General features: G+C 50.5%; 11 protein-coding genes. 9 read left to right on the top strand and 2 right to left on the bottom strand.

Annotated elements, in window-relative coordinates; genetic code table 11:
* Positions 1-134 precede the first annotated feature (134 nt).
* A complete protein-coding gene (locus LQ229_RS19545) occupies positions 135-617 on the top strand; it encodes a low molecular weight protein-tyrosine-phosphatase (RefSeq protein WP_230192622.1) in 483 nt (160 codons plus the stop codon).
* Between the two features lie 510 nt (positions 618-1,127).
* Here LQ229_RS19545 and LQ229_RS19540 read toward each other — a convergent pair.
* Positions 1,128-2,147 (bottom strand): alpha/beta fold hydrolase, encoded by a 1,020-nt coding sequence (locus LQ229_RS19540; protein WP_216538915.1) that lies wholly within the window; start codon positions 2,145-2,147, stop codon positions 1,128-1,130.
* A 141-nt stretch (positions 2,148-2,288) separates the two neighbouring features.
* On the opposite strand from LQ229_RS19540, the gene LQ229_RS19535 reads away from it, so the two are divergent.
* Positions 2,289-3,188: a LysR family transcriptional regulator gene (locus LQ229_RS19535; protein ID WP_216538989.1), complete on the top strand. Its 900-nt coding sequence runs from the start codon at positions 2,289-2,291 to the stop codon at positions 3,186-3,188.
* A 42-nt stretch (positions 3,189-3,230) separates the two neighbouring features.
* Complete coding sequence (locus tag LQ229_RS19530) at positions 3,231-3,959, top strand: sulfite exporter TauE/SafE family protein (RefSeq protein WP_216538916.1); 729 nt, start codon at positions 3,231-3,233, stop codon at positions 3,957-3,959.
* A gap of 85 nt (positions 3,960-4,044) precedes the next feature.
* On the opposite strand, the gene LQ229_RS19525 is transcribed toward LQ229_RS19530, so the two are convergent.
* Positions 4,045-4,773 (bottom strand): alpha/beta hydrolase-fold protein, encoded by a 729-nt coding sequence (locus LQ229_RS19525; protein WP_216538990.1) that lies wholly within the window; start codon positions 4,771-4,773, stop codon positions 4,045-4,047.
* Between the two features lie 244 nt (positions 4,774-5,017).
* Here LQ229_RS19525 and pdhA point away from each other — a divergent pair, with 244 nt between their 5' ends.
* The 6 genes from pdhA to LQ229_RS19495 all read left to right on the top strand — a co-directional run bounded on the left by pdhA (position 5,018) and on the right by LQ229_RS19495 (position 11,563).
* Positions 5,018-6,085, top strand: coding sequence for a pyruvate dehydrogenase (acetyl-transferring) E1 component subunit alpha (pdhA, locus tag LQ229_RS19520; protein ID WP_216538917.1), 1,068 nt, complete (start codon positions 5,018-5,020; stop codon positions 6,083-6,085).
* 24 nt (positions 6,086-6,109) lie between these two features.
* Positions 6,110-7,090 carry an alpha-ketoacid dehydrogenase subunit beta gene (locus LQ229_RS19515; RefSeq protein WP_216538918.1) on the top strand — a complete coding sequence of 327 codons (981 nt, stop codon included), beginning with the start codon at positions 6,110-6,112 and terminating at the stop codon, positions 7,088-7,090.
* Between the two features lie 68 nt (positions 7,091-7,158).
* Positions 7,159-8,433 (top strand): dihydrolipoamide acetyltransferase family protein, encoded by a 1,275-nt coding sequence (locus LQ229_RS19510; protein WP_216538919.1) that lies wholly within the window; start codon positions 7,159-7,161, stop codon positions 8,431-8,433.
* A 2-nt stretch (positions 8,434-8,435) separates the two neighbouring features.
* Positions 8,436-9,851 (top strand): dihydrolipoyl dehydrogenase, encoded by a 1,416-nt coding sequence (gene lpdA / locus LQ229_RS19505; protein ID WP_216538920.1) that lies wholly within the window; start codon positions 8,436-8,438, stop codon positions 9,849-9,851.
* Positions 9,852-10,046: 195 nt separating this feature from the next.
* Positions 10,047-10,526, top strand: a complete 480-nt coding sequence (locus LQ229_RS19500) for an acyl-CoA thioesterase (protein ID WP_216538921.1) — start codon at positions 10,047-10,049, stop codon at positions 10,524-10,526.
* 80 nt (positions 10,527-10,606) lie between these two features.
* On the top strand, positions 10,607-11,563 hold the full coding sequence (locus LQ229_RS19495) for a thymidylate synthase (RefSeq protein WP_216538922.1): 957 nt from the start codon (positions 10,607-10,609) through the stop codon (positions 11,561-11,563).
* Positions 11,564-11,593: the final 30 nt, after the last annotated feature.

Below are 11,593 nucleotides of genomic sequence, written 5' to 3'. Positions count from 1 at the left end.
GCCGGAAAGTCCAGTCCCAGATGAAATTTTCAAAGAACGAGCCTGGAAATTTCGAGGCCGTTTTCCATCCCCCTCAGGGGATGGAAACTAACCTATAAGAGCTTTCAAAAGATACTATACGAGGAGATATGAAAATGATTAAAGTATTATTCGTATGTTTGGGAAATATATGCCGTTCGCCGATGGCCGAAGCGATTTTCCGCGCCAAAGTCGAAGCGAAAGGGCTGAGCGGCGCGATCGCGGCGGATTCCGCCGGAACGGGAAGCTGGCATATCGGCAAGGAACCGCATGAGGGGACGCGCCGGATTTTGCGCAAGCATAGCATTTCTTATGAAGGAATGAAGGCGCGCAAATTGGAAAGTGCGGATTTCGGGAAGTTCGATTATATCGTCTGCATGGACGATTCGAACGTGAGCAACGTGCGCAGCATTCCGGGGGGCGAACGGCATTCGCAAATCGTGCGGATGATGGACTACGTACCTGAGCATCCGATGCGCGAAGTGCCGGATCCGTATTATACCGGTAATTTCGAGGAAACGTATGAATTGGTCAACGAAGGATGCGAGCGATTGCTGCAGCATATTTGCGAACGCGAATCGTTGCAGCGGGAAGACTGAGAGGAAGCGGTCTCGGGAAGAAAGGCGGCAGGCAGAGGCGATCTGTCTGCCGCCTTTTGCCGGCGATAGGCTTCTTATAGAGTTTTTTTGCTCAAAATTTGTAACGGAAAACAAGGTTAACGGATTTTGGAGGCCTTATTTGATCCAATAACGCAATTTTGGCGGAGTTAGCGGATTTTGAGGGCTATATTTTTGTCGAAACTTCACAAAACCAAGGATTCTCAGCCGATCGCGACATGTTAACGGTTCGAAAATCCGTTAATTCCAAATATTTGACTGGAATTCAAAAATAAGACCTCGGAAATCCGTTATATTTCCATGGTACCGCATCCCAGCTAGAAGATTTAATGCAACGCCGGTGCGATTTTGCCCAAATAGAGTCCGCTGGTGTCAATAGATTGGCGATGGCATTAAACTAACGGGCAGAATTGCTCAGCAAGCACGACTACACAAAAAGGAGGTCGACCAGTAAGTTCCGGCGACCTCAAAATACGATCGGGCAGGGATGATCTAACCGTTTGTACTAAGCGACAACAAGCGTTTTAGATTGTCATCAATAAAATTATTATCGGCAGTGTTGATTCCCCGCCCGGCAATATGGCCCCAGATCGAATCGATAGGATGAAAAACAGCATTAGGCATAAGGCTGGCCTCGTATTCGTTATCGTCCGCCGAGCAGAAAAGATCCGTGCTCCCTGGCATGACGCAGGCAAGTGCTTTAATGCTTCCCAGCGCTTTATCGAAATCTCCGTTATAGGAGGGGTTTGCGCTAATATCTGCATGTTGGCCTGTCCACAACATGGCCAATACATTGTGCGGATCTAGCTTCATAAAGGTATCTTCCCAGACGCCAGCGACAAAATCTTCCAATGAGTCATATCCCAGCTCACGATAAAGTTCCTCTCTGTAAAACGCCTGCGATAAGCCCCATCCCGCATAGACACGGCCAACGGCGCGCATGTCTGCAGAAGTCAACTGGCTTAGTTTGCTTGAATCGAAGCGGGCTGCAGCCATGAGCGGAGCTTTCATTCCTTCCAGAACCACATACGTATGGGGCCAAGTCTTGGCAACTCCGGCGAAAGGTGCAATTCGTTCTACCATTTCCGGATAACTTGCCCCCCATTGGAAAGCTTGAATGCCTCCCATGGACCATCCAACGACGAGAGCGATCTTTTGAATGCCGAATTTTTCGGCCACCAGTCGATGCTGTAATTTAACGTTGTCATAGATGGTTACCTGCGGAAAATTAGCCCGGTCGAATGGGGGAGGCGTGTTACTGGGAGACGAAGATAATCCGTTGCCCAGCAGATTTGGAACGATAATGAAATATTTTCGCGGATCTAGCGCCATGCCGTTTCCAATCAACCATTCGTTCTGAACATGCTGATCGCCAAAAGCCGTTGGATAGACGATGACATTATCTTTTTTTTCATTCAATCTTCCATAAGTCTTATAAGCAAGAAAAGCGCTCGGCAACGTCACTCCTGATTGCAGGGTCACGTCACCCAAATCAAAAATCTCATAATCCATCGTGTTGTCGCTCCCTTCAAAATGAAACCACATTTGAAATGTATTTCTTGTACTTAGTATAGGCCTGTGATATCCTCAATAAAAGTGAATGATATTCAAATTAGTATTCAATATTATTGAAAGTTAAAGGGGGATTGTATGATGGAATTGCGCCAACTGATTACGTTCCGCACGGTTGCATCCACTTTAAATTTCAGTCGGGCCGCGGAAGTGCTGAACTACGTCCCCTCCAACGTCACGATGCAAATAAAAGCATTGGAGGATGAGCTTGGTGTTCGCCTCTTCGACCGCTTGGGCAAGCAGCTTGTTATCACAACTGCGGGTAAACGCTTTTTAACTCATATCCAAGGCGTTCTAAATAAATTGGACGAAGCCCGCAGCGTCGTTCATGACGATGGGAATTTAAGCGGCACCCTAACGGTAAGTGCCAACGAGGTTCTTTGCGCCTATCGGCTTCCCGTAGTCTTTCGCCTATTTCGTTCGCGCCATCCGGGAGTTCGTCTCATCTTCCGCTCCGTTCCAAATCAAGAGCTCAAGCATACGCTCTTTGAGGGAACCGCGGATGTCGTCTTTATGTTGGACGAACCCATTCGCTCAAGCGGACTTGCGGTGGAGCCGTTGGTGGAAGAAACTTTCCGCTTTTTCGCCGCTCCGGACCATCCGCTCGCGAAACGAACAACACTAAAGCTGGAAGATTTTCACGAAGAAGTGTTCCTGACGAATGAAAAAGGTTGTACCTATCGAACCATGTTTGACCGGCAATTTGAGAAAGAGGGCATTGATAGTATTACGTATTTAGAGTTTCAAAATGCCGAAGCCATTAAACAATGTGCAATTACGGGAATCGGTATTGCCTTTCTTCCTGAAATAACAGCGAAAGCCGAAGTTGAACGGGGCGAGCTTGTTGCTCTTCCATGGCAAATTCCGGATTTGCACGTGCATACACAGATGTTATGGCATAAAGATAAGTGGCTCTCACCCATCATATTATCTTTCATAGAAGCAGCAAGGGAGGTTATCGCTGTGGCGGAGGAGAATTAGCCGTGCTGATGTGAATGGTAAAGATTTTTGGGAGTGTTGCGATTGGGAGGATATTTATTTGTATTACTTGCAGGGTTGGCGGCAGGGACAGTAAGTGGCGTTATAGGAACAGGCTCATCCATCATGTTATTGCCTGTTCTGGTATTTACATTTGGCCCAAAGCAAGCTGTACCCATCATGGCAGTCGCTGCTGTCATGGCCAATATTTCAAGGGTAATTGCCTGGTGGCGTGAAATCAATTGGAAGGCTTTTGCCGCATACTCCGTTACAGGCGTACCTGCCGCAGCGATGGGAGCTAGTACTTTGTGGGTATTGCCAGTGCATATTGTCGATATTGGACTGGGCATCTTTTTTCTGGCTATGATTCCTTTAAGGCATTGGCTTGATGCACGCAAAAAACATATTTCCTTATGGCAGCTTTCCATCGCCGGCGGATTTATCGGCTATTTGACCGGAATCGTCCTTTCAACCGGCCCTCTAAGCGTCCCGGCATTTACTTCCTATGGATTGATGAAAGGAGCATTTCTTTCTACGGAAGCTGCTAGTTCACTTGCACTTTATAGCAGCAAAGTTGTGACTTTCCAAGAGCTCGGAGCACTTCCGATCGAATTGATTTTACAGGGTGTTATGATAGGTGCCTCTCTCATGCTTGGCACGTTCGTCGCCAAGAGAATAGTGAAGCGTATGAGTATTGCCTCATTCCGATATGTATTGGATGGTCTCCTCTTATGTTCAGGTCTTTCGATGCTGTGGACTGCATTCGCTGTGTAATAAAACCATTGCTCAATAAAACAGCGGTAGTCTAGGACTTTCATTTCTCGTCCAATGCTGCCGCTGTTTTATTGGGGGTTGGGATTTACCGCAGGAAATAGGACAGCGCATCGGGCAATTGCTGCTGCCAGAAACCCCATAGATGCCGGCCGTCTTTTTCCAAGTAATGCAGATCGGCGTTCCTTCCGGCCAACAAATCCCGCGTCTTCCGGTTCAAGTCGACGAAATCGAAAACCCCGCGGTCGGTTTCGAAAGCCGTCTCTTGCAACCCGACGAGCATATACATGCGCAGCCAGGATAAATCGGCCGCGGCGGCGATCCGCTCCTGCGAAGCCGGATAGAATGCGCCGGACAGGGAGATGACGCGCCGGAACAGATCGGGATAATGAAGCGCGATATGAACCGAGACTGTCCCGCCCAGCGAATCTCCCGCGAGAATGCGTTCTGCGCCGGAGGAGCGGATCGGATATTTTGCCTCCATATAAGGGACCAGTTCTTCGGCAAAAAAGCGTACATAATCGGCAAAACGCTCTCCGTCCGGCGAATATTCCGAGGTGCGCTTCCGCTTGTCGACATCGGCGCCGACGATGATGAACGGTTCGATATCTTCATCCAAAATTAATTGATTCGCAATCGTGGCGATCCGGCCGAAATTGAAAAAATCCTCTCCGTCCTGGCAGTACACGACAGGATAACTGAGCAGTTCCTGATATCCCGGCGGCAAGTATACTCTGGCCGTTCGTTCTTCTTGAAGAAATCCGCTCGTCAACTCTTCTTTTATAATCGTACGTTTTAAATATCGTTCTTCCGTCATCATTTCCACCTTTTTCGTTTTATTTTTAGTCATTTAGGAAACTATAGGGATGATATCCTGTTCATTTCACAATTTATTCAAGTTTGTATTAAGCTGTTCTAGTCGATTTTTGTATACTGTTATACATACAAAAAAGAAAAATTATAGTTTTTCCACGATATATTTTGACCAAACTCTTATAACAGGTATATAATAATTCTATAACAGCGTAACATGAAATTCAAATTCATTAGAGGTGAAGAACATGAGCAAGCTTTCTTATGAAGTGCATGCGGATCCGGTTGAAGCTTTGTCCGTATTGTCTCCCGACGGAGAAATCATTAACAAAGCGAAAATGCCGAAACTCTCCGACGATCAGTTAAAAGAAATTATGTATCGCATGGTCTTTACAAGAACATGGGATGAGCGTGCCGTTAATTTAGGCCGCCAAGGTCGTCTCGGCTTTTACGCGCCTGTATCGGGACAAGAAGCGACCATGGTCGGCAGTGAATATGCTTTAAATAAAGAAGATTTCATTTGTCCGGGTTACCGCGACATGCCGCAAATCGTATGGCACGGTTTGCCGCTGTATCAAGCGTTCCTGTACTCCCGCGGCCATCAGCACGGCGGGCAAATTCCGGAAGGCGTCAACGTATTGATGCCGCAAATTATTATCGGCGCGCAAATTTTGCACGCGATGGGCATTGCAATGGGCTTCAAGCTGAAAAATCAAAAAAATGTAGCCATTACGTATACAGGCGACGGCGGTTCCTCCGAGGGCGACTTCTATGAAGGGTTGAACTTTGCCGGCGCATTTAATCTGCCTGTTATTTTCTTCGTGCAAAATAACGGTTATGCGATTACGACGCCGTTCGCCAAGCAAACGGCTGCTCAATCGATCGCGCATAAAGCGGTTGCGGCGGGCATTAAAGGCGTGCAGGTCGACGGAATGGACGTGCTTGCCGTGATTGCGGCGGTGCAAGAAGCGGCGGAACGCGCCCGGGGCGGCGAAGGAGCGACGCTGATCGAAGGGATTACGTACCGTTTCCGGCCGCACTCGATGGCGGACGATACGACGAAATACCGTACGAAAGAAGAAGAGGCGGAATGGAGCGTTCGCGATCCGCTCGTTCGTTTCGGCAAATATTTGGAGAAAAAAGGGCTTTGGTCGGAAGAAGAAACGGCCCGCGTAAAAGAAGAAGCGAAAGCGAAAGTGAACGAGCAAATCAAAAAAGCGGAAGCTACGGAAAAAATGACGGTAGCCGGTTTGATCGACAGCATGTTCGAGCATACGCCTCCTCATTTGGAAGAGCAAAAAGCGGATTTTCAATAAGGGGAAAAAGGAGGACAAACTACAATGGCACAAATGAATATGAAAGAAGCGATTCGCGACGCGATGCGCGTTGAATTGAAGAACGATCCGAACGTCGTCGTATTCGGGGAAGACGTAGGTCATGTCGGCGGCGTATTCCGCGCTACCGAAGGCTTGCAGAAAGAGTTCGGCGAAAATCGCGTATTCGATACGCCGCTGGCGGAATCCGCGATTGCGGGGATGGCCGTCGGTCTGGGAATTCAAGGTTTCCGCCCGGTAGCGGAAATTCAGTTTGTCGGCTTTATCTATGAAGCGCTGGATCAAATGTTCGTACAAGCGGCACGGATGCGTTATCGTTCCGGCGGCCGTTACCATAGCCCGATTGTATTCCGTACGCCGTTCGGCGGCGGGGTCAAAGCGGCGGAACTGCATACCGATTCGCTTGAAGGATTGGCGCTGCAAACGCCGGGAATTAAAGTCGTGATCCCTTCCAATCCTTACGATGCGAAAGGGCTGCTTATTTCCGCGATTCGCGACAACGACCCGGTCTTCTTCATGGAGCATTTGAACTTATATCATGCGTTCCGGGCGGAAGTGCCGGAAGACGCGTATACGGTAGAAATCGGCAAAGCGAACGTCGTGCGCGAAGGTGCGGACGTTACGATTCTCGCCTACGGCCTGATGGTGCATACGGCGCAAAAAGCGGCTGACGAAATCGAGAAAACGCGCGGCATCAAAGCGGAAGTCATCGACCTGCGCACATTAATGCCGCTCGATATCGAAACGATCGTCAAATCGATCAAGAAAACGAACCGCTGCATCGTCGTGCAAGAAGCGCAAAAAACGTCCGGCGCCGCTGCGGAAATTATTGCGCAAATCAACGAACACGCGATTCTGCACCTGGAAGCGCCGGTGCTTCGCGTTGCCGGACCGGATACGGTATATCCGTTCGCGCAAATCGAAGACCAATGGCTTCCTACGCCGGCACGGATCGTTGCGGCTCTCAATAAAGTATTGGATTTCTAATAAACTAGAACGAATAAGCATATGCTGACGAAGTATTCCTTCGGAAAACGTTAAGGAGGGTTTTGATCGTGGCGAAATTTGAATATCGTTTCCCGGAATTGGGCGAAGGCCTGCATGAAGGCGAAATTATTAAAATGCACATTAAACCGGGCGATACGGTCACTGACGAAGACATCATCATGGAAGTGCAAAACGATAAGGCGATCGTCGAAGTGCCTTGCCCGGTAAACGGCAAAGTGCTTGAAGTGTTGGCGAAAGACGGACAAGTATGCCATATGGGCGAAGTCGTCGCCATCATCGATGCGGAAGGGGATATTCCGGAACAAGCCGCTCCGGCGGAGGAGGCTCCCGCGCCTGCGGCGGCCGAACCGGCTCCGGCAGCACCGGCTGAAGCGACGGCAGCGGCTGCGCCTGCGGCAGTCAGCGCGAAGGAAGTGCTGGCAACGCCAAGCGTCCGCAAATTCGCGCGCGAGCAAGGCGTCAATATCGCCGAAGTGACCGGAACGGGCAAGAACGGCAAAATTACGCGCGAAGACGTGGAGCGATTCGCGCAAGGAGGCGCAGCAGCGCCTGCGGCAGCTCCGGCGGAACAAGCTGCGGAAGCGAAGGCCCCTGCTCAAGCGGCCGTTGTCGATGCGCGCGCCGAAGAAGAACGGGTACCGTTCAAAGGCATCCGCAAAGCCATCTCCAATGCGATGGTGAAATCCGCTTATACGGCGCCGCATGTTACGCATATGGACGAGGTGGACGTCACGGAATTGGTGGAATTCCGCACCCGCATGAAGCCGATCGCCGAGAAGAAAGGCATCAAAGTAACGTATTTGCCGTTTATCGTCAAAGCGCTCGTTGCGGCATGCCGCCAGTTCCCGGCCATGAACGCGATGATCGACGAGGAAAACAACGAGATCGTGTACAAAAAATATTACAATATCGGCATTGCGACCGATACGGACAACGGCTTGATCGTACCGGTCATTAAGGACGCCGACCGCCGCAGCATCTGGATGATCGCAAACGATATTAAAGATTTGGCGACTCGCGGCCGCGAAGGCAAGCTCGGCCCGAACGAAATGAAAGGCGGCACAATTACGATTACGAATATCGGTTCCGCCGGCGGCATGTTCTTCACGCCGATCATCAACTTCCCGGAAGTGGCCATTCTCGGTACCGGTCGCATCTCGGAAAAACCTGTCGTGAAAAACGGAGAAATCGTGGTGGCGCCGGTCATGGCACTTTCCTTAAGCTACGACCACCGCATCATCGACGGGGCGACAGCGCAAAACTTCCTGAACTACATCAAATCGTTGCTTGCTAATCCGGAATTGCTCGTTATGGAGGTGTAATCATGGTAGTAGGAGATGCTTCTTTAGATATTGACACATTGGTTATCGGTGCAGGTCCCGGCGGTTATGTCGCCGCGATCCGCGCCGCGCAATTGGGACAAAGCGTATTGATCGTCGACAAGTCGGATTGGGGCGGCGTTTGCTTGAACCGCGGCTGTATTCCGTCGAAGGCGCTCATTTCCGCGGCGCATCAATATGAATCGGCCAATCACGCCTCGCATTACGGAATTACAATGGATAATGTGAGAGTGGATTTTGCCAAAGTGCAGGAATTTAAACAGGGCGTCGTGAACAAGATGTCCGGCGGCGTGTCCGCTTTGCTCAAAGGGAACAAGGTGCAGATGTTCCAAGGCGAAGCGATGTTTATCAATGAAAACGAAGCGCGCGTGTTCAACGAACAGGAGTCGCCGCGCTACCGTTTCAAAAATTGCATCATCGCTACAGGTTCGCGTCCGATCGAATTGAAAGCATTCCCGTACGGCGGCCGCATTCTGTCCTCGACCGAGGCGCTCGAATTGCAAGAGTTGCCGAAAAGCATGATCGTGATCGGCGGCGGCTATATCGGGGCGGAATTAAGCCAAATGTTCGCGAAGTTCGGAACGAAAATTACGATCATCGAAGGCGCCGAAACGGTGCTGCCGGGCTTCGACAAAGAATTGACAAGACTCGTTCAGAAGAAAATGGAGAAAAGCGGGTTCGAAATTCATACAAGCGCCCAAGCGCAAAGCGCTACGCAAACCGAGAAAGACGTAACCGTGAAATTTACGGTAGGCGGGGAAGAGAAGGAAGTAACCGCCGAATACTTGCTCGTGACGGTCGGACGCCGCCCGAATACGGACGGCGAGCTCGGACTCGATCTGATCGGCATTAAAATGACGGATCGCGGCTTAATCGAAGTCGACAACCAAGGACGCACGAACATTCCGCATATTTTCGCGATTGGCGATATCGTTCCAGGCCTCGCGCTTGCGCATAAGGCGTCTTATGAAGGCAAAGTGGCGGCCGAAGCGATTGCCGGCATGCCTAGCGTCGTAGATTACAAATGTATTCCGGCGGTATGCTTCACCGATCCCGAATGCTCCAGCGTAGGTTATAACGAAGCGGAAGCGAAGGAGAAAGGATATAAAACGAAAGTCGGCAAATTCCCTTATGCGGGGAACGGCCGAGCCGTATCGCTGAACGGCGCAGACGGTTTCGTCAAAATCGTTGCCGATGCGGATACCGGACTTATCCTTGGCGGACAAATCGTCGGCATCGAGGCTTCCAACCTGATCTCCGAAATCGCCCTTGCCATCGAGATGGGAGCGACGCTCGAAGATATCGCTCTTACCATTCATGCGCATCCGACGCTCGGCGAGCTCGTTATGGAAGCTTCGGAAACGGCATTGGGCCATCCGATTCATACGATCGTAAGGTAATAAACGCGAATTTCAACACAGAGGGCTGCCCTTTCTCGTGCCGAACGAAGAAGGGGCAACCCCTTTTTTTTGCATACCGGATGCCGATGCGAAAGTGTGGAAAATTCCGCATCGTTCCGTTACAATAGAGAAGAGGTCTTGACGCGGCATGCGAAGACCTTTTTCTTTGTCTACGCTATAAAAGGGGGTTTTCGCATGGAAGCGCTGCAACCGAAAACGGTGGGCAGCTCGCGTTCGATTCTGACGCAGCTGGTCTTCCCGTCGGATACGAATATGCATGGCACGATGTTCGGCGGCAAAGTGATGGAGTATATCGACAAATTGGCTGCGATCGCTTGTATGCGCCATGCGCGCCGGCCGGTCGTGACCGCTTCGAGCGATCATCTGGATTTTATCGCTCCGATTCGCGTCGGGCAAGCGATCGAGATCGAAGCGTGCGTGACCTGGACGCATCGAAGCTCGATGGAAGCGTACGCGAAAGTATATGCGGAAGATTTACTGACCGGCGAACGCACACTGACCGTGACCGCTTTGCTTACTTTTGTAGCTTTGGACGAAAACGGCAAGCCGTCCCCGGTTCCCGCCGTTATTCCGGAGACGGAGGAAGAGATTCAATTGCATCGGTCCGCCATGGAGCGTTATGCGATGCGCAAAAAGCGGAGGTCGGCGGATTAGCCGGTTAACAGTTCGGGACCGGCATGGTACACTATCTGTATTGGTGATATTGAGAAACGGCAATGGAGGGTGCGCGAAAGATGAGCAGAAGCGAGCAACAATATATCGATTTGTTAAAGCATGTGTTGGAGCATGGGACGAGGAAAGACGATCGTACCGGTACGGGGACGGTATCCGTCTTCGGCTACCAGATGAGATTCGACTTGAACGAAGGGTTTCCGTTGCTCACGACCAAGAGAGTGCCGTTCAGGCTCATATCGAGCGAATTGCTCTGGTTCATTAAAGGGGATACGAATATTCGCTATTTGCTTCGGCATAACAACAATATATGGAACGAATGGGCTTTCAAAAGATGGGTCGAAAGTCCGCAATACGAAGGACCGGACATGACGAACTTCGGATTGCGCTCGCAGGAGGACCCGGAATTCAACCTGTTATACGAAGAACAGATGGAAAGCTTCAAGCGGCGCATATTGGAAGACGACGCGTTCGCCGCGCAGTTCGGCGAATTGGGCGACATATACGGCAAACAATGGAGAAACTGGAAAACGTCGCAAGGCGACACGATCGATCAGTTGCAAGGTGTGATCGATGCGATCAAGCGCAATCCCGATTCGCGAAGATTAATCGTTACCGCCTGGTCCCCGGAGGACGTTCCTTCGATGGCGCTTCCGCCTTGCCATACGCTGTTTCAGTTTTATGTCGCAAACGGCAAGCTGTCTTGCCAATTGTACCAAAGAAGCGGAGACATTTTCCTTGGCATCCCGTTCAACATCGCCAGCTATTCGCTCTTGACGCATATGATTGCGCATGAATGCGGATTGGATGTAGGGGAGTTCGTGCATACGCTCGGCGACGCGCATATATACGTCAATCATCTGGATCAGATTCATACCCAGCTTAGCCGCGAGCCGCGGGAGCTTCCGAAACTGCGGTTGAACGGTTCGATCAAGTCGGTGTTCGATTTTGACGTTCCGGATATCGAAATGGAAGGCTATAACCCGCATCCCGCCATTAAAGCGCCTGTAGCGGTATAAGCGAATACGGACATAGCAGAAGGGGACGAT

The sequence above is a fragment of the Paenibacillus sp. CECT 9249 genome (genome assembly GCF_918697855.1).
Lineage (GTDB): Bacteria > Bacillota > Bacilli > Paenibacillales > Paenibacillaceae > MSJ-34.
This window is presented reverse-complemented; position numbering and strand designations above follow the sequence as displayed.

Bases quoted from the DNA above. Each gene is read 5' to 3' on its own strand.
- lpdA (WP_216538920.1), top strand. From the start codon at position 8,436: ATGGTAGTAGGAGATGCTTCTTTAGATATTGACACATTGGTTATCGGT.
- LQ229_RS19500 (WP_216538921.1), top strand. From the start codon at position 10,047: ATGGAAGCGCTGCAACCGAAAACGGTGGGCAGCTCGCGTTCGATTCTG.
- pdhA (WP_216538917.1), top strand. From the start codon at position 5,018: ATGAGCAAGCTTTCTTATGAAGTGCATGCGGATCCGGTTGAAGCTTTG.
- LQ229_RS19540 (WP_216538915.1), bottom strand. From the start codon at position 2,147: ATGGATTATGAGATTTTTGATTTGGGTGACGTGACCCTGCAATCAGGA.
- LQ229_RS19535 (WP_216538989.1), top strand. From the start codon at position 2,289: ATGGAATTGCGCCAACTGATTACGTTCCGCACGGTTGCATCCACTTTA.
- LQ229_RS19495 (WP_216538922.1), top strand. From the start codon at position 10,607: ATGAGCAGAAGCGAGCAACAATATATCGATTTGTTAAAGCATGTGTTG.
- LQ229_RS19525 (WP_216538990.1), bottom strand. From the start codon at position 4,773: ATGACGGAAGAACGATATTTAAAACGTACGATTATAAAAGAAGAGTTG.
- LQ229_RS19515 (WP_216538918.1), top strand. From the start codon at position 6,110: ATGGCACAAATGAATATGAAAGAAGCGATTCGCGACGCGATGCGCGTT.
- LQ229_RS19545 (WP_230192622.1), top strand. From the start codon at position 135: ATGATTAAAGTATTATTCGTATGTTTGGGAAATATATGCCGTTCGCCG.